An 18,077-nucleotide genomic window follows, 5' to 3' on the forward strand; every position below is an offset into this window, starting at 1 on the left:
CTCGGCTCGCGAAATGACCGCCGCCGCCTGAGGCGGAGGTCGTAGCGGGCCGAACGTACGCCCGCCAGACATGTACATCCGGCACCAGCCGAAATTAGTGGAAGGATCGCCCATCATGGCGAAGCTCAGCCAGGAAGACCTGCTCGCGCAGTTCGAGGAGATGACCCTCATCGAGCTCTCCGAGTTCGTGAAGGCGTTCGAGGAGAAGTTCGACGTCACCGCCGCCGCGGCCGTCGCCGCCGTCGCCCCGGGCGCCCCGGGTGCCCCGGCCGCCGCCGAGGCCGAGGAGAAGGACGAGTTCGACGTCGTCCTCACCGGCGCCGGCGACAAGAAGATCCAGGTCATCAAGGTCGTGCGTGAGCTGACCTCCCTGGGTCTGAAGGAGGCCAAGGACCTCGTGGACGGCGCCCCGAAGCCCGTTCTCGAGAAGGTTGCCAAGGACGCCGCGGAGAAGGCCGCCGAGGCCCTCAAGGGCGCCGGCGCCTCCGTCGAGGTCAAGTAACACCTCACGGGTCCGCACGGACTCACGCGAGCGTGCAGCCGTCCGACAGAGGGCTGTAACGCTGACGCACAGAAGAGCGATCATCCATCCGGGTGGTCGCTCTTCGGCGTTCCGGGGAGCCCGGCGGCGGCTGCCTTGCTCCCGGGGACCCCGGGAGTAGGGTGATCTTCGTCTACCGTCGAGGGTCGCCTGGTGGCAGGCCGCAAGTGACGAGGGCAGCACCCGGTTTGGGCAAGACAGGCCTTGACGAACCGCACGCAGCGCGCAATTCTCAGGACGCGTCGTCACAAGGATCCGAATCCGAGGCATGGATCGACGGCGAAGAGGGCAGTATCAACGTGCGTTGAGGGCGTGGGCTTGCGCAGGTGTCGAGAACAACGAGGGTCTCGAGAAACCCGCACTGGACATCAGTGTGCCAAGTGGCTACACTGACCCTTTGCGCTGCCTGTTAGCTGTCCCCTGCCCGTCACCAGGGGCATGCCCTCGCTCGAGCACCGACGACCGAACCGTCCCTGACCTGGCCTATTGGGCCGGTGAAGGAAATTTCTGTCGCTGTGCCCGGGAGAGGGGCCGGTACGCGCGTAGTGAGTCCGAGCCCTCGGAAGGACCCCCTCTTGGCCGCCTCGCGCACTGCCTCGACCGCGAATACGAACAACGGCGCCAGCACCGCCCCGCTGCGCATCTCCTTTGCAAAGATCAAGGAGCCCCTCGAGGTTCCGAACCTTCTTGCGCTGCAAACCGAGAGCTTCGACTGGCTGCTCGGCAACGACGCGTGGAAGGCTCGAGTCGAGGCGGCTCTGGAGTCCGGTCAGGACGTCCCCACCAAGTCCGGTCTGGAGGAGATCTTCGAGGAGATCTCCCCGATCGAGGACTTCTCCGGGTCGATGTCGCTGACGTTCCGCGACCACCGTTTCGAGCCGCCGAAGAACAGCATCGACGAGTGCAAGGAGCGCGACTTCACGTACGCCGCCCCGCTCTTCGTCACGGCTGAGTTCACCAACAACGAGACCGGCGAGATCAAGTCCCAGACGGTCTTCATGGGCGACTTCCCGCTCATGACCAACAAGGGCACCTTCGTCATCAACGGCACCGAGCGTGTCGTCGTGTCGCAGCTGGTCCGTTCGCCGGGCGTCTACTTCGACTCTTCCATCGACAAGACGTCCGACAAGGACATCTTCTCGGCCAAGATCATCCCATCCCGGGGTGCCTGGCTGGAGATGGAGATCGACAAGCGCGACATGGTCGGTGTCCGTATCGACCGCAAGCGCAAGCAGTCCGTCACCGTCCTCCTGAAGGCGCTCGGCTGGACCACCGAGCAGATCCTCGAGGAGTTCGGCGAGTACGAGTCCATGCGCGCCACCCTGGAGAAGGACCACACCCAGGGCCAGGACGACGCGCTGCTCGACATCTACCGCAAGCTGCGCCCGGGCGAGCCCCCGACGCGTGAGGCCGCGCAGACGCTGCTCGAGAACCTGTACTTCAACCCCAAGCGCTACGACCTGGCCAAGGTCGGCCGCTACAAGGTCAACAAGAAGCTGGGTGCGGACGCTCCGCTCGAAGCGGGTGTCCTGACCGTCGAGGACGTCATCTCGACGATCAAGTACCTGGTGAAGCTGCACGCGGGCGAGACCGAGACGGTCGGCGACAGCGGCCAGTCGATCGTCGTCGAGACCGACGATATCGACCACTTCGGCAACCGTCGTCTGCGCAGCGTCGGCGAGCTCATCCAGAACCAGGTCCGTACGGGTCTGGCGCGTATGGAGCGTGTCGTCCGCGAGCGGATGACGACCCAGGACGTCGAGGCGATCACGCCGCAGACCCTGATCAACATCCGGCCGGTCGTCGCCTCCATCAAGGAGTTCTTCGGCACCAGCCAGCTCTCGCAGTTCATGGACCAGAACAACCCGCTGTCGGGTCTCACCCACAAGCGCCGTCTGTCGGCCCTTGGTCCGGGTGGTCTCTCCCGTGAGCGGGCCGGCTTCGAGGTCCGTGACGTGCACCCGTCGCACTACGGCCGTATGTGCCCGATCGAGACGCCCGAAGGCCCGAACATCGGTCTGATCGGTTCGCTCGCCTCCTACGGCCGCGTCAACGCGTTCGGTTTCGTCGAGACGCCGTACCGCAAGGTCGTCGACGGCCAGGTCACCGACGACGTCGACTACCTGACGGCCGACGAAGAGGACCGATTCGTCATCGCGCAGGCCAACGCCACGCTGACGGACGACCTCCGCTTCGCCGAGAACCGCGTCCTGGTCCGCCGTCGTGGCGGCGAGGTCGACTACGTCGCCGGTGACGACGTGGACTACATGGACGTCTCGCCGCGCCAGATGGTGTCGGTCGCGACCGCCATGATCCCGTTCCTCGAGCACGACGACGCCAACCGTGCCCTCATGGGCGCGAACATGATGCGCCAGGCCGTTCCGCTGATCCAGGCGGAGTCCCCGCTCGTCGGCACCGGCATGGAGTACCGCTCCGCGGTCGACGCCGGCGACGTGGTCAAGGCCGAGAAGGCGGGTGTGGTCCAGGAGGTCTCCGCCGACTACATCACCACCGCCAACGACGACGGCACGTACATCACGTACCGCCTCGCCAAGTTCGCCCGCTCCAACCAGGGCACCTCGGTCAACCAGAAGGTCATCGTCAACGAGGGCGACCGCGTCATCGAGGGCCAGGTCCTCTCCGACGGTCCGGCCACCCAGAACGGTGAGATGGCCCTCGGCAAGAACCTGCTCGTGGCGTTCATGCCGTGGGAGGGTCACAACTACGAGGACGCGATCATCCTGTCGCAGCGCCTCGTGCAGGACGACGTCCTCTCCTCGATCCACATCGAGGAGCACGAGGTCGACGCCCGTGACACCAAGCTCGGCCCCGAGGAGATCACCCGGGACATCCCGAACGTCTCCGAGGAGGTCCTCGCCGACCTCGACGAGCGCGGCATCATCCGCATCGGTGCCGAGGTCATCGCCGGTGACATCCTCGTCGGCAAGGTGACCCCCAAGGGTGAGACCGAGCTGACCCCCGAGGAGCGCCTGCTGCGCGCGATCTTCGGTGAGAAGGCCCGTGAGGTCCGTGACACCTCGCTGAAGGTGCCGCACGGCGAGACCGGCAAGATCATCGGCGTCCGCGTCTTCGACCGCGAGGAGGGCGACGAGCTTCCCCCCGGTGTGAACCAGCTGGTGCGCGTCTACGTCGCGCAGAAGCGCAAGATCACCGACGGTGACAAGCTCGCCGGCCGTCACGGCAACAAGGGCGTCATCTCGAAGATCCTGCCGATCGAGGACATGCCGTTCCTGGAGGACGGCACCCCGGTCGACATCATCCTCAACCCGCTCGGTGTGCCGTCCCGAATGAACCCGGGACAGGTCCTGGAGATCCACCTCGGCTGGCTCGCCAGCCGCGGCTGGGACGTCTCCGGCCTCGCCGACGAGTGGGCGCAGCGCCTCCAGGCGATCGGCGCCGACCAGGTCGACCCGGGCACGAACGTCGCGACCCCCGTCTTCGACGGTGCGCGCGAGGACGAGCTCGCGGGTCTGCTGAACCACACCATCCCGAACCGCGACGGCGAGCGCATGGTGCTCCCGACCGGCAAGGCGCGGCTGTTCGACGGCCGCAGCGGTGAGCCGTTCCCGGACCCGATCTCGGTCGGCTACATGTACATCCTGAAGTTGCACCACCTGGTCGACGACAAGCTGCACGCCCGCTCGACCGGTCCGTACTCGATGATCACCCAGCAGCCGCTGGGTGGTAAGGCGCAGTTCGGCGGCCAGCGCTTCGGTGAGATGGAGGTGTGGGCCCTCGAGGCCTACGGCGCCGCGTACGCCCTCCAGGAGCTGCTGACCATCAAGTCCGACGACGTCACCGGCCGCGTGAAGGTCTACGAGGCCATCGTCAAGGGCGAGAACATCCCTGAGCCCGGCATCCCCGAGTCCTTCAAGGTGCTCATCAAGGAGATGCAGTCTCTCTGCCTGAACGTGGAGGTGCTGTCCAGCGACGGTATGTCCATCGAGATGCGTGACACCGACGAGGACGTCTTCCGCGCTGCGGAGGAGCTCGGCATCGACCTGTCCCGGCGCGAGCCGAGCAGCGTCGAAGAGGTCTGACGGGAGTCCGGCCGGAGGCCCCGTGAGGAACCTCCGGCCGGCCCCAGGACCCCCGTATCAGACCCCAAGACTTACGACCCTGAGAGGGATTGACGCATAGTGCTCGACGTCAACTTCTTCGACGAGCTCCGGATCGGCCTCGCCACCGCTGACGACATCCGCCAGTGGAGCCACGGCGAGGTCAAGAAGCCCGAGACCATCAACTACCGCACGCTCAAGCCCGAGAAGGACGGACTCTTCTGCGAGAAGATCTTCGGTCCGACCCGGGACTGGGAGTGCTACTGCGGCAAGTACAAGCGTGTCCGGTTCAAGGGCATCATCTGTGAGCGCTGCGGCGTCGAGGTGACTCGCGCCAAGGTGCGCCGTGAGCGGATGGGCCACATCGAGCTGGCCGCCCCCGTCACGCACATCTGGTACTTCAAGGGCGTCCCGTCGCGTCTGGGCTACCTGCTGGACCTCGCTCCGAAGGACCTGGAGAAGGTCATCTACTTCGCGGCGTACATGATCACGTACGTCGACGAGGAGCGCCGCACCCGCGACCTGCCCTCCCTGGAGGCGCATGTCTCCGTCGAGCGGCAGCAGGTCGAGAACCGCCGCGACGCCGACCTGGAGGGCCGCGCCAAGAAGCTCGAGTCCGACCTGGCCGAGCTGGAGGCCGAGGGCGCCAAGGCCGACGTCCGCCGGAAGGTCCGTGAGGGCGCCGAGCGTGAGATGAAGCAGCTGCGCGACCGTGCGCAGCGCGAGATCGACCGTCTCGACGAGGTGTGGACCCGGTTCAAGAACCTCAAGGTCCAGGACCTGGAGGGCGACGAGCTCCTCTACCGCGAGCTGCGTGACCGCTTCGGCACCTACTTCGACGGCTCGATGGGTGCCGCGGCGCTGCAGAAGCGCCTGGAGTCCTTCGACCTCGACGAGGAGGCCGAGCGCCTCCGCGAGATCATCCGTACCGGCAAGGGCCAGAAGAAGACCCGGGCGCTCAAGCGCCTGAAGGTCGTCTCCGCGTTCCTGCAGACCAGCAACAGCCCCAAGGGCATGGTGCTCGACTGCGTGCCGGTCATCCCGCCGGATCTGCGTCCGATGGTGCAGCTGGACGGTGGCCGCTTCGCGACCTCCGACCTGAACGACCTGTACCGCCGTGTCATCAACCGCAACAACCGCCTGAAGCGCCTTCTCGACCTCGGTGCGCCCGAGATCATCGTGAACAACGAGAAGCGCATGCTCCAGGAGGCCGTGGACGCGCTGTTCGACAACGGCCGTCGTGGCCGTCCGGTCACCGGTCCCGGCAACCGCCCGCTGAAGTCCCTGAGCGACATGCTCAAGGGCAAGCAGGGCCGTTTCCGTCAGAACCTGCTCGGCAAGCGTGTGGACTACTCCGCGCGTTCCGTGATCGTCGTCGGTCCGCAGCTGAAGCTGCACCAGTGCGGTCTGCCGAAGGCGATGGCGCTGGAGCTGTTCAAGCCGTTCGTGATGAAGCGCCTGGTCGACCTGAACCACGCGCAGAACATCAAGTCGGCCAAGCGCATGGTCGAGCGTGGCCGCACCGTGGTGTACGACGTCCTCGAAGAGGTCATCGCCGAGCACCCGGTGCTGCTGAACCGTGCGCCCACGCTGCACCGCCTCGGCATCCAGGCCTTCGAGCCGCAGCTGGTCGAGGGCAAGGCCATCCAGATCCACCCGCTCGTCTGCACCGCGTTCAACGCGGACTTCGACGGTGACCAGATGGCCGTGCACCTGCCGCTGTCCGCGGAGGCGCAGGCCGAGGCCCGCATCCTGATGCTGTCCTCGAACAACATCCTCAAGCCCGCCGACGGCCGTCCGGTGACGATGCCGACCCAGGACATGGTCCTCGGTCTGTTCTTCCTGACGACCGACGGCGAGATGCGCGACGTCAAGGGCGAGGAGCGCTCCTTCTCCTCGGTCGCCGAGGCGATCATGGCGTTCGACGCCGGGGAGCTCTCGCTGCAGTCGCGCGTGGACATCCGCTTCCCGGTGGGCACCATCCCGCCGCGCGGCTGGGTCCCGCCGGTGCAGGAGGAGGGCGATGATCGCATCGGGGAAGGCGAGTGGCAGAACGGCGACTCGTTCCGTCTGCGGACGACGCTCGGCCGTGCGCTCTTCAACGAGCTGCTGCCCGAGGACTACCCGTTCGTCGACTACGAGGTCGGCAAGAAGCAGCTCTCCGAGATCGTCAACGACCTCGCCGAGCGCTACCCGAAGGTCATCGTGGCGGCGACGCTCGACAACCTGAAGGCGGCCGGCTTCTACTGGGCGACCCGTTCCGGTGTCACCGTCGCCATCTCCGACGTCGTCGTTCCCGAGGCGAAGAAGGAGATCGTCAAGGGCTACGAGGCGCAGGACGAGAAGGTCCAGAAGCAGTACGAGCGCGGTCTGATCACCAAGGACGAGCGCACGCAGGAGCTCATCGCGATCTGGACCAAGGCGACCAACGAGGTCGCCGAGGCGATGAACGAGAACTTCCCGAAGACCAACCCGATCTTCATGATGGTGAACTCGGGTGCACGAGGCAACATGATGCAGATGCGTCAGATTGCCGGTATGCGTGGTCTGGTGTCGAACGCGAAGAACGAGACGATCCCGCGTCCGATCAAGGCGTCCTTCCGTGAGGGCCTGTCCGTGCTGGAGTACTTCATCTCCACGCACGGTGCCCGTAAGGGTCTGGCGGACACCGCCCTGCGTACCGCCGACTCGGGTTACCTGACCCGTCGTCTGGTGGACGTCTCGCAGGACGTCATCATCCGCGAGGAGGACTGCGGCACCGAGCGCGGTCTGAAGCTGCGGATCGCCTCGAAGGACGCCACTGGCGTGCTGCGCAAGGCGGAGGACGTCGAGACGAGCGTCTACGCCCGCATGCTCGCCGAGGACGTCGTCATCGACGGCAAGGTGATCGCGCCGGCCAACGTGGACCTGGGCGACGTGCTCATCGACCAGCTCGTGCACCACGGTGTCGAGGAGGTCAAGACCCGCTCGATCCTGACCTGCGAGTCCCACGTCGGCACCTGCGCCATGTGCTACGGCCGCTCGCTGGCCACCGGCAAGCTGGTCGACATCGGTGAGGCGGTCGGCATCATCGCCGCCCAGTCCATCGGTGAGCCCGGCACCCAGCTGACGATGCGTACCTTCCACACCGGTGGTGTGGCCGGTGACGACATCACCCAGGGTCTGCCGCGTGTCGTCGAGCTCTTCGAGGCCCGTACCCCGAAGGGTGTCGCCCCGATCTCCGAGGCCACCGGCCGCGTCCGGATCGAGGAGACCGAGAAGACCAAGAAGCTCGTCGTCACCCCGGACGACGGCAGCGACGAGACGGCGTACCCGATCTCGAAGCGCGCCCGTCTCCTGGTCAGCGAGGGCGAGCACGTCGAGGTGGGCCAGAAGCTCACCGTGGGTGCCACCAACCCGCACGACGTGCTGCGCATCCTGGGCCAGCGTGCCGTCCAGGTCCACCTGGTCGGCGAGGTCCAGAAGGTGTACAACTCGCAGGGTGTGTCGATCCACGACAAGCACATCGAGATCATCATCCGGCAGATGCTGCGCCGCGTGACGATCATCGAGTCCGGCGACGCCGAGCTGCTGCCCGGCGAGCTGGTCGAGCGCTCGAAGTTCGAGACCGAGAACCGTCGTGTGGTCCAGGAAGGCGGCCACCCGGCCTCCGGCCGGCCGCAGCTCATGGGTATCACCAAGGCCTCGCTGGCCACGGAGTCCTGGCTGTCGGCGGCGTCCTTCCAGGAGACGACCAGGGTCCTCACGGACGCGGCGATCAACGCCAAGTCCGACTCCCTGATCGGCCTCAAGGAGAACGTCATCATCGGTAAGCTCATCCCGGCCGGTACGGGCCTGTCCCGCTACCGCAACATCCGGGTCGAGCCGACCGAGGAGGCCAAGGCCGCGATGTACTCGGCCGTCGGCTACGACGACATCGACTACTCGCCGTTCGGCACTGGCTCCGGCCAGGCCGTGCCGCTGGAGGACTACGACTACGGTCCGTACAACCAGTAAGCGGGCAGCGTGAGTTGACGGGCGGTCACCCCTCGCGGGTGGCCGCCCGTCGGCGTGTGGGGGGCGGGGCGCAGGAGCCGTCAGGGAGCCGTCAGGGGGTTGTCAGAGAGCGGTGCGGGAACTGATGCCGGAACTGGCGCGTCGGAGGATGATGTAGGTATCGCCGTCCGGGGAGGTGTTCCGGTGTCACAACCGTCGCCTTGGCAGCCGTGGCAGGGGCCGAGCGTCCCCCAGCCGTGGCAGAGCAACGCATCGATGCTCGCCTCCCACGCGGATCGTGAGCGGGCCGTGGATGTGCTCAGAGCGGGATTCAGCGAAGGGCGTCTGCAGCAGCCCGAGTTCGAGAAGCGGGTCGCGCGGGCGTACCAGGCACGGACGGTGGGGGAGCTGGGCCTGCTCGTCGCCGACCTGCCCCAGGGGCCCGTACCGCTGCCCGCCGCGGCCTCGTACGTGCCGCGGACGTTTCTGCCCATGGCCGGGCCGAGGACGAACGACAAGGCGGTCGGGTCCGCGATCTGCGGTGTGCTGTGTCTGGTGACCGTCGGGCTCACCGGCATTCCCGCGGTCGTGCTGGGGCATGCCGCGCGCTCGGAGATCCGCCGCACGGGGGAACACGGCGACGGGCTTGCGCTGACCGGGCTGGTCCTCGGCTGGATGTCCACCGCCGGCTGGGCCCTCATGCTGATGCTGTTGCTGGTGGCCGTCGTGTCGGCGTGACGATCACGGAGATCACGAACGTTGTTTCGAAGATCACGGACGCTGCATGGGCTTGACATGCGGCGCACGGCGATGCGGGCGGTGTCCATTTGTTTTGACCGCAGCGAATGAGGTAGGTACGCTCAGACCTTGTGCCTGGGGTGTGCCCTGGCTCTTGTGCGTGTCCTCAACCGCATAGCGAGCCGTTAGCGGCCACCGTAATCTGCGCCCTTTCCGTCTTCCGGCGGGAGTCTGCGGGATTCGACACACCCGACCGCGTGGGTCGGCGACGTTCCAGGTTAGCTGTACCCATCGGCACACAGAAACCGGAGAAGTAGTGCCTACGATCCAGCAGCTGGTCCGCAAGGGCCGGCAGGACAAGGTCGAGAAGAACAAGACGCCCGCACTCGAGGGTTCCCCTCAGCGTCGCGGCGTCTGCACGCGTGTGTTCACGACCACCCCGAAGAAGCCGAACTCGGCCCTGCGTAAGGTCGCGCGTGTGCGTCTGACCAGCGGGATCGAGGTCACCGCTTACATTCCGGGTGAGGGACACAACCTGCAGGAGCACTCCATCGTGCTCGTGCGCGGCGGCCGTGTGAAGGACCTGCCGGGTGTTCGCTACAAGATCATCCGCGGCTCGCTCGACACCCAGGGTGTCAAGAACCGCAAGCAGGCTCGCAGCCGTTACGGCGCCAAGAAGGAGAAGTAAGAATGCCTCGTAAGGGCCCCGCCCCGAAGCGCCCGGTCATCATCGACCCGGTCTACGGTTCTCCTCTTGTCACCTCGCTCATCAACAAGGTGCTGCTGAACGGCAAGCGCTCCACCGCCGAGCGCATCGTCTACGGCGCCATGGAGGGCCTGCGCGAGAAGACCGGCAACGACCCGGTCATCACGCTGAAGCGCGCTCTCGAGAACATCAAGCCGACCCTCGAGGTCAAGTCCCGCCGTGTCGGTGGCGCCACCTACCAGGTCCCGGTCGAGGTCAAGCCCGGCCGTGCCAACACCCTGGCGCTGCGCTGGCTCGTGGGCTACTCCCGCGCCCGTCGCGAGAAGACCATGACCGAGCGTCTGCTCAACGAGCTTCTCGACGCTTCGAACGGCCTCGGCGCGGCCGTGAAGAAGCGCGAGGACACGCACAAGATGGCCGAGTCCAACAAGGCCTTCGCGCACTACCGCTGGTAGTCGCAGACCCCATCGAGACCGAGAGAAGACTGAAGCCTTATGGCTACCACTTCGCTTGACCTGGCCAGGGTCCGCAACATCGGGATCATGGCCCACATCGACGCGGGCAAGACGACCACCACCGAGCGGATCCTGTTCTACACCGGCGTTTCCTACAAGATCGGTGAAGTCCACGACGGCGCTGCCACCATGGACTGGATGGAGCAGGAGCAGGAGCGTGGCATCACGATCACCTCTGCTGCCACCACCTGTCACTGGCCGCTGGAGGACGTCGACCACACCATCAACATCATCGACACCCCGGGTCACGTCGACTTCACCGTCGAGGTGGAGCGTTCGCTGCGTGTGCTCGACGGTGCCGTGACGGTGTTCGACGGCGTCGCCGGCGTCGAGCCCCAGTCCGAGACCGTGTGGCGTCAGGCGGACCGTTACCGCGTTCCGCGTATCTGCTTCGTCAACAAGCTGGACCGTACCGGCGCGGAGTTCCACCGCTGCGTCGACATGATCAGCGACCGTCTGGGTGCCCAGCCGCTCGTCATGCAGCTCCCGATCGGTGCCGAGGCCGACTTCAAGGGCGTCGTGGACCTGGTCCGCATGAAGGCCCTGGTCTGGTCCGCCGAGGCCACCAAGGGCGAGATGTACGACGTCGTCGACATCCCGGCCACGCACACCGAGGCGGCCGACGAGTGGCGCGGCAAGCTGCTCGAGGCCGTCGCGGAGAACGACGAGGAGATCATGGAGCTGTACCTGGAGGGCGAGGAGCCCTCCGAGGAGCAGCTGTACGCGGCCATCCGCCGCATCACGATCGCCTCCGGCAAGTCCAGCGACATCACGGTCACCCCGGTGTTCTGTGGTACCGCGTTCAAGAACAAGGGTGTTCAGCCCCTGCTCGACGCGGTGGTCCGCTACCTGCCCTCCCCGCTCGACATCGAGGCCATCGAGGGCCACGCGGTGAGCGACCCCGAGGAGGTCGTGAAGCGCAAGCCCTCCGAGGAGGAGCCGCTGTCCGCGCTGGCGTTCAAGATCATGAGCGACCCGCACCTCGGCAAGCTCACCTTCGTCCGGGTCTACTCGGGCCGCCTGGAGTCCGGCACCGCCGTGCTGAACTCCGTCAAGGGCAAGAAGGAGCGCATCGGCAAGATCTACCGCATGCACGCCAACAAGCGTGAGGAGATCGCGTCGGTGGGCGCCGGTGACATCATCGCCGTCATGGGTCTGAAGCAGACCACGACCGGTGAGACGCTGTGCGACGACAAGCAGCCGGTGATCCTGGAGTCCATGGACTTCCCGGCGCCGGTCATCCAGGTCGCCATCGAGCCCAAGTCCAAGGGTGACCAGGAGAAGCTGGGTGTCGCCATCCAGCGTCTCGCGGAGGAGGACCCCTCCTTCCAGGTCCACTCGGACGAGGAGACCGGCCAGACCATCATCGGTGGTATGGGCGAGCTGCACCTCGAGGTGCTGGTCGACCGCATGCGCCGTGAGTTCAAGGTCGAGGCCAACGTCGGCAAGCCGCAGGTCGCGTACCGCGAGACGATCCGCAAGGCCGTCGAGCGCGTGGACTACACCCACAAGAAGCAGACCGGTGGTACCGGTCAGTTCGCCAAGGTGCAGATCGCGATCGAGCCCCTCGAGGGCGGCGACACGTCGTACGAGTTCGTGAACAAGGTGACCGGTGGTCGTATCCCGAAGGAGTACATCCCTTCGGTCGACGCCGGTGCGCAGGAGGCCATGCAGTTCGGCATCCTCGCCGGCTACGAGATGACGGGCGTCCGCGTCACGCTTCTCGACGGTGCCTACCACGAGGTCGACTCCTCCGAGCTCGCCTTCAAGATCGCCGGTTCGCAGGCCTTCAAGGAGGCCGCGCGCAAGGCCAGCCCCGTGCTGCTCGAGCCGATGATGGCCGTCGAGGTCACCACGCCCGAGGACTACATGGGTGAGGTCATCGGCGACATCAACTCCCGCCGTGGCCAGATCCAGGCCATGGAGGAGCGGGCCGGTGCCCGCGTCGTGAAGGGTCTCGTGCCCCTCTCGGAGATGTTCGGCTACGTCGGAGACCTCCGCAGCAAGACGTCGGGTCGCGCAAGCTACTCGATGCAGTTCGACTCCTACGCCGAGGTTCCGCGGAACGTCGCCGAGGAGATCATCGCGAAGGCCAAGGGCGAGTAACGCACCGCGTTCAGACGCTTTAGGCTTGACTCCGGAGCCTCATGGGGCATTCCACCGCAAATGTGGCGGAATGCCCCGGGGCCCGGGCTTTCCAGCAAAGATCACCTGGCGCCGATGAAGCAAGGCGTTCAGAACCACTCCACAGGAGGACCCCAGTGGCGAAGGCGAAGTTCGAGCGGACTAAGCCGCACGTCAACATCGGCACCATCGGTCACATCGACCACGGTAAGACGACCCTCACGGCCGCCATTACCAAGGTGCTGCACGACGCGTTCCCGGACCTGAACGAGGCCTCGGCGTTCGACCAGATCGACAAGGCTCCCGAGGAGCGCCAGCGCGGTATCACCATCTCCATCGCGCACGTCGAGTACCAGACGGAGACCCGTCACTACGCCCACGTCGACTGCCCCGGTCACGCGGACTACATCAAGAACATGATCACCGGTGCTGCCCAGATGGACGGCGCCATCCTCGTGGTCGCCGCGACCGACGGCCCGATGCCGCAGACCAAGGAGCACGTGCTCCTGGCCCGCCAGGTCGGCGTTCCGTACATCGTCGTCGCCCTGAACAAGGCCGACATGGTGGACGACGAGGAGATCCTGGAGCTCGTCGAGCTCGAGGTCCGTGAGCTCCTCTCCGAGTACGAGTTCCCGGGCGACGACCTGCCGGTCGTCAAGGTCTCGGCGCTCAAGGCGCTCGAGGGCGACAAGGAGTGGGGCCAGTCGGTCCTGGACCTGATGAAGGCCGTCGACGAGTCGATCCCGCAGCCGGAGCGCGACGTCGACAAGCCGTTCCTGATGCCGATCGAGGACGTCTTCACGATCACCGGTCGTGGCACCGTCGTCACCGGTCGTATCGAGCGTGGTGTCCTGAAGGTCAACGAGACCGTCGACATCATCGGTATCAAGACCGAGAAGACCACCACCACGGTCACCGGCATCGAGATGTTCCGCAAGCTGCTCGACGAGGGCCAGGCCGGTGAGAACGTCGGTCTGCTGCTCCGCGGCATCAAGCGCGAGGACGTCGAGCGCGGCCAGGTCATCATCAAGCCGGGCTCGGTCACCCCGCACACCGAGTTCGAGGCGCAGGCCTACATCCTCTCCAAGGACGAGGGTGGCCGCCACACGCCGTTCTTCAACAACTACCGTCCGCAGTTCTACTTCCGTACGACGGACGTGACCGGCGTCGTGACCCTCCCCGAGGGCACCGAGATGGTCATGCCGGGTGACAACACCGAGATGAAGGTGGAGCTCATCCAGCCCGTCGCCATGGAAGAGGGCCTGAAGTTCGCCATCCGTGAGGGTGGCCGGACCGTGGGCGCCGGCCAGGTCACCAAGATCAACAAGTGATCCTCGGCCTGACCGGGTAGCTCCAGCTTGAGCTGAGCTCCTGAAGGGGCCCGTACGACCGGTTTCGCGGTCGTACGGGCCCCTTTTGCCCTGTAGGGCGCTGCTGCTCGGCAGTGTTGTACGGCGGCTGATGAAGTCTTGGCGAACCCTGCGGGATGTGTCGGGGAAAGCTCGGTCAACTTCGACTCGCCCGCGCACCGAATGTTCCTGTCTGTTCGCTGTGGGGTGGTGGTGAGGGGCCTACGGTGAGCCGGTGCCTTCATCCACGGTCACCGACCGGCCCACGCAGCCGCTGCGGGCGCTCCGGCCGCCGGGCAGACACGCTGCCGTCCCGGCCTCCGCCGGTCAGCCGCGCCCGCGGCCCCGCCCCCGCCTCTACGCCATCGACGGCATCCGGCTCGTCGCGGCGCTGATGGTGGCGGTGCACCACTTCGCCGGCACCTACCGTGTCGACCAGCCGCACAACCTGGTCTGGGACCGGCCGGTGTCCGACATCATGCCGTCGGTCTTCCACGTCGCCGCCTACGGCTGGATCGGCGTCGAGATCTTCTTCGTGATCAGCGGCTTTGTGATCTGCATGTCCTGCTGGGGCCGCGGCCCTCGCCAGTTCTTCGTCTCCCGGGTGATCCGGCTCTACCCGGCGTACTGGTTCGCCGTCGCCTTCACCACGGCCGTACTGGTCGCACTGCCGGGCGTGTGGGACCGTCTGCGCCTGCGGGAAGTCCTCCTGAACTTCACGATGCTGCAGACCGGTTCCGGTGTGCAGAACGTCGACGGCGTCTACTGGACCCTCTGGTCCGAGCTGCGCTTCTATCTGCTGTTCCTGCTCGTCGTCGCGACCGGCCTGACATACCGCAAGGTCGTGGTGTTCTGCTGCGTCTGGGGCGCGGCCGCGATGCTCGCGCCGGTGGCGGAGTTCCCGCTGCTGGAGCTGGTCGCCAACCCGGAGGGCGCCTGGTACTTCATCGCCGGCCTCGCCCTCTACCTCATGCACCGCTTCGGCCAGGACCTCCTGCTGTGGGGCATCCTCGCGATGGCCTGGCTGATGGGGCAGCGGGAGCTCGGCATCAGGATCGACGAGGTCGAACATGTCTCGAGCTGGCGCGGCAGCGTACTGATCTTCACGGTCTTCCTGCTGGCCATGGTCGCCATCGCCCTCGGCGCCACGGACCGCATCCGCTGGAAGTGGCTGGTGACGGCCGGCAGCCTGACCTATCCGCTGTACCTCATGCACTACGCGGCCGGTACGACGGTCATCAACCGCCTGCGCGACACGATGGACGCGCGGGTGCTGGTGGCTGCGGTGATCGCAGGGTTCCTGGTGCTGAGCTGGCTGGTGCACCGGTTCGTGGAGCGGCCGGTGGCGGGGGTGCTGAAGCGGGGGCTGGAGGCGTCGTTCGCGCGGTTGCGGAACGCGTCGGCCGCGGGCTGAAGGAAGCCCTGCCTGCGCCGGTGTCAGCTCGCTCAGAAACCCAAGTAGGTGATCTGAACACCGTAGACGCGCTCGCTGCGCACGACGACCTGATACGTGAACATGCCGCCAGGGACGATGATGTCGCCGCCCTTCGGACCCGCCCCCGCGTGCGCACGGCCGTGGACGTGGACTGCCTCAGCGACCCTGACCAGCTCATCCGCTCTTCTTTCCACCTCGACCAGGAAGTGGGCGGGAGCGGTGCGGGCGGCTTCCTCCGCGCCGAAGGCGTACTCCCACTTCCAGCTCACCCGCGCACTGCCTTCATTGCCTCGTCCAGCACAGCACCCAGCTCCCGCAGCGCTTCCTGCGCCACTGCCGGATCCTCGTGTTCCAGATTGGTCTTCGCATGGCCATAGCGGGCGGACAGGTCGGGGCGGCGGGCGATTTCGATGTCCCTGGCCCAGGCCAGGACCCAGCTCCGCACAGGACTCAGCGACTGCCATTCGACGGCCTTGGCGAAGGCGTCGTCCTTCGTGGCCTGCATCTCCTCCAGACGCCCGGGATCGACGACGGCGAGGGCTGCGCGCAGGGCGTCAGGGGTCTGCTCGGGACGGGGAACCAGCTCGTGCCCGTGATCAGACTGGGTGCTCATCGTGTCCTCCTGGAGGTGCCCCGGCCAGGCTATCCGGCTGTGCCTTGAGCGGAGCCGGACTGTGGACGTGGCACGGCACACGGGAGGGTCGGAGCTGTCCATGTGTGCGGAACTGGCCATGGTCGGCCCTGGCCTCTCGTCGGGGGGCGATTGCACATAGCGCAACCGCCCGCGGGTCAGGCGGCGGGAAGGCTGTTGAGGCAGTCACGGCAGCAGCCGGGGCCCACGGCGCGAAAGGCGCGGTCGCAGCCTTCGCAGGTCTGGAGTGGATGCCTGACGGCAGGTGGTGGCGTGGGCGGGCGGAAGGGTGGCGGGGGCGGTAGCTGGGCCGTGAGGCGGTGGGCAAGGAGGGCGGCGGGGCGGCGCAGGCCTTCGGGTGGCAGGTCGGCGGTCAGGGCGTGGCGCATTGCAGTGGGGCTGGGCTTGGTCGGGTTCTTTCACTCTCGTGGTCGTTGGGGGAGACCGCCCGTGGCACCGGAGCATGGTTCGCCGGGGTCCGGTGAGACACGGACTTCGGCCCACACGGTCTTACGAGGCGCCGGCCCCTCCGTCACCCCCCAGCGGTCGGCCAGAGCGTCGATGAGGAGGAGCCCCCGGCCCGACTCCGCGTCATCAGTGGGGTGTTGGGGCTGAGGCCGGTGCTCGCCGCGGGTGTCGGTGACCTCGATGCGGAGGGTGCCGCCGACCACGTACAGCAGGAGCCGGAAGTCGCGGCCCGCGACCCGGCCGTGGGTCACCGCGTTGGTCGCCAGCTCGGCGACGATGTGCGCTGCCGGGCCGGTCGGCAGTCCCCAGGCGCGGAGCTGTTCCGTCGCGAGCAGGCGCGCCAGGCGTGCACCGCGTGGAGTGGACGACAGCTGCACGCCGAAGTTGCCGATGCGAGAGTCGAGTTGGGGGATTTCTTGCTTACGTCACTCAGCGTGGCCGCGCGTGCGTACCGTGAACAGTGACACGGCGGATGCGTACGGTGACTGTCCAGAGCTTGTCCGGTGGTGTCCGGGCTTGTCGGGACCGGCCGTACGGGTAGGGGCGTCGCGGCACGGTCGTACGACGGAGGGGTGCGGGATGTCGGAGGACGGCGAGGCGGGGCGGCTCAGGAGCGAGGCGGACGAGCCGGGGTGGGAGGTCGACCCGGACGACGACTGGGGGATTGCCGTAGTAGCCACTGTGGGGCGGCAGTTGAAGCTGCGGAGGGAGGCGGTGGGGATGCGGGCCGCCGACTTCGGGGCGGCGGTCGGGTACGGCGAGGACATGGTCTACAAGATCGAGGGTGGGAAGCGGATTCCCCGGCCCGACTATCTGGACAGGGCGGACGAGGTGCTGGGGGCGGGCGGGTTGCTCTCGGCGATGAAGGAGGATGTGCGGAGGGTTCGGTATCCGAAGAAGGTGCGGGATCTGGCGCAGATGGAGGCGCAGGCGGTTGAGATCGGCGTGTATGAGTGCAACATCATCGCTGGGCTGATGCAGACGCCGGAGCACGTTGCGCAACGTCACGCTTCAGGTGATGCCGACGAACTCAGATGCCCACCCGGGGCTGGACGGCAGAATCGAACTGCTGAAGTTCCCGGACGGCACGGCTGTTGGCCGCTCCGACGGTGCGTACAACGGTCGGCCAGCCTCCGATCCGAAGCAGCTCCGCGTCCTTGAGCTGCGGTATGGCACCCTCCGGGCTCAGGCCCTCCCGCCGAGGGAGTCGCTGGCCTTCATCGAGCAACTGCTGGGGGAAACATGATCCGCAAGGCCTCCGCCGGTGACGCCTCACAACTGGCGTGGTTCAAGAGCAGCTACAGCGGCGGCACCGACGGCGAGTCCTGTGTCGAAGTCGCCCTGGCGTGGTTCAAGAGCAGCTACAGCAGCGGCAACGAAGGCGACTCTTGTGTCGAAATAGCCACCTCTCCCGCCACCGTCCACATCCGCGACTCCAAGCTCACCGACGGCCCCCGCCTCACCCTAGGCCCGGCCGCGTGGACGGACTTCGTGTCGTACGCCGCCGAAGCCTGAC

13 protein-coding genes and 2 pseudogenes are annotated in these 18,077 nt (G+C 66.7%); 11 read left to right on the forward strand and 4 right to left on the reverse strand.

What is annotated here, in order from left to right:
- The first annotated feature begins 115 nt into the window (after window positions 1-115).
- The 9 genes from rplL to F7R91_RS16565 all read left to right on the forward strand — a co-directional run bounded on the left by rplL (window position 116) and on the right by F7R91_RS16565 (window position 15,441).
- Window positions 116-502: a 50S ribosomal protein L7/L12 gene (rplL, locus tag F7R91_RS16520; RefSeq protein WP_150949520.1), complete on the forward strand. Its 387-nt coding sequence runs from the start codon at window positions 116-118 to the stop codon at window positions 500-502.
- 614 nt (window positions 503-1,116) lie between these two features.
- A complete protein-coding gene (rpoB, locus tag F7R91_RS16530; RefSeq protein ID WP_150949522.1) occupies window positions 1,117-4,602 on the forward strand; it encodes a DNA-directed RNA polymerase subunit beta in 3,486 nt (1,161 codons plus the stop codon).
- A 99-nt stretch (window positions 4,603-4,701) separates the two neighbouring features.
- Complete coding sequence (locus tag F7R91_RS16535) at window positions 4,702-8,616, forward strand: DNA-directed RNA polymerase subunit beta' (protein ID WP_150949523.1); 3,915 nt, start codon at window positions 4,702-4,704, stop codon at window positions 8,614-8,616.
- Window positions 8,617-8,799: 183 nt separating this feature from the next.
- Entirely contained in the window at window positions 8,800-9,333 is a 534-nt protein-coding gene (locus tag F7R91_RS16540) for a DUF1707 and DUF4190 domain-containing protein (protein WP_150949524.1), read from the forward strand.
- 316 nt (window positions 9,334-9,649) lie between these two features.
- On the forward strand, window positions 9,650-10,021 hold the full coding sequence (gene rpsL / locus F7R91_RS16545; RefSeq protein ID WP_003948652.1) for a 30S ribosomal protein S12: 372 nt from the start codon (window positions 9,650-9,652) through the stop codon (window positions 10,019-10,021).
- Between the two features lie 2 nt (window positions 10,022-10,023).
- Complete coding sequence (gene rpsG, locus F7R91_RS16550; protein ID WP_003998848.1) at window positions 10,024-10,494, forward strand: 30S ribosomal protein S7; 471 nt, start codon at window positions 10,024-10,026, stop codon at window positions 10,492-10,494.
- 39 nt (window positions 10,495-10,533) lie between these two features.
- On the forward strand, window positions 10,534-12,660 hold the full coding sequence (gene fusA, locus F7R91_RS16555) for an elongation factor G (protein ID WP_150949526.1): 2,127 nt from the start codon (window positions 10,534-10,536) through the stop codon (window positions 12,658-12,660).
- A 155-nt stretch (window positions 12,661-12,815) separates the two neighbouring features.
- On the forward strand, window positions 12,816-14,009 hold the full coding sequence (gene tuf, locus F7R91_RS16560) for an elongation factor Tu (RefSeq protein WP_150949527.1): 1,194 nt from the start codon (window positions 12,816-12,818) through the stop codon (window positions 14,007-14,009).
- Window positions 14,010-14,262: 253 nt separating this feature from the next.
- Window positions 14,263-15,441: an acyltransferase family protein gene (locus F7R91_RS16565; RefSeq protein WP_150949529.1), complete on the forward strand. Its 1,179-nt coding sequence runs from the start codon at window positions 14,263-14,265 to the stop codon at window positions 15,439-15,441.
- Window positions 15,442-15,473: 32 nt separating this feature from the next.
- On the opposite strand, the gene F7R91_RS16570 is transcribed toward F7R91_RS16565, so the two are convergent.
- The 4 genes and pseudogenes from F7R91_RS16570 to F7R91_RS16585 form a co-directional block, all read right to left on the reverse strand.
- Window positions 15,474-15,731, reverse strand: coding sequence for a hypothetical protein (locus tag F7R91_RS16570; protein WP_150949531.1), 258 nt, complete (start codon window positions 15,729-15,731; stop codon window positions 15,474-15,476).
- A complete protein-coding gene (locus F7R91_RS16575; RefSeq protein ID WP_150949532.1) occupies window positions 15,728-16,075 on the reverse strand; it encodes an RNA-binding protein in 348 nt (115 codons plus the stop codon). Before F7R91_RS16575 ends, F7R91_RS16570 begins: the two co-directional genes overlap by 4 nt.
- Before the next feature lie 176 nt (window positions 16,076-16,251).
- Window positions 16,252-16,494: pseudogene (locus F7R91_RS42755) on the reverse strand (helix-turn-helix domain-containing protein); the annotation flags it as partial.
- 18 nt (window positions 16,495-16,512) lie between these two features.
- Window positions 16,513-16,938 (reverse strand): ATP-binding protein, encoded by a 426-nt coding sequence (locus F7R91_RS16585; protein WP_225320675.1) that lies wholly within the window; start codon window positions 16,936-16,938, stop codon window positions 16,513-16,515.
- Between the two features lie 202 nt (window positions 16,939-17,140).
- On the opposite strand from F7R91_RS16585, the pseudogene F7R91_RS16590 reads away from it, so the two are divergent.
- Together F7R91_RS16590 and F7R91_RS16595 are read left to right on the forward strand one after the other, a co-directional pair.
- Window positions 17,141-17,807 (forward strand): annotated as a pseudogene (locus tag F7R91_RS16590) (Scr1 family TA system antitoxin-like transcriptional regulator).
- Window positions 17,804-18,076 (forward strand): DUF397 domain-containing protein, encoded by a 273-nt coding sequence (locus F7R91_RS16595; protein ID WP_150949536.1) that lies wholly within the window; start codon window positions 17,804-17,806, stop codon window positions 18,074-18,076. The pseudogene F7R91_RS16590 and the gene F7R91_RS16595 overlap by 4 nt, the downstream one beginning before the upstream one ends.
- Window position 18,077: the final 1 nt, after the last annotated feature.

It is taken from the genome of Streptomyces luteolifulvus, assembly GCF_008806595.1.
In the GTDB taxonomy this organism is placed as follows: Bacteria; Actinomycetota; Actinomycetes; order Streptomycetales; family Streptomycetaceae; genus Streptomyces; species Streptomyces luteolifulvus.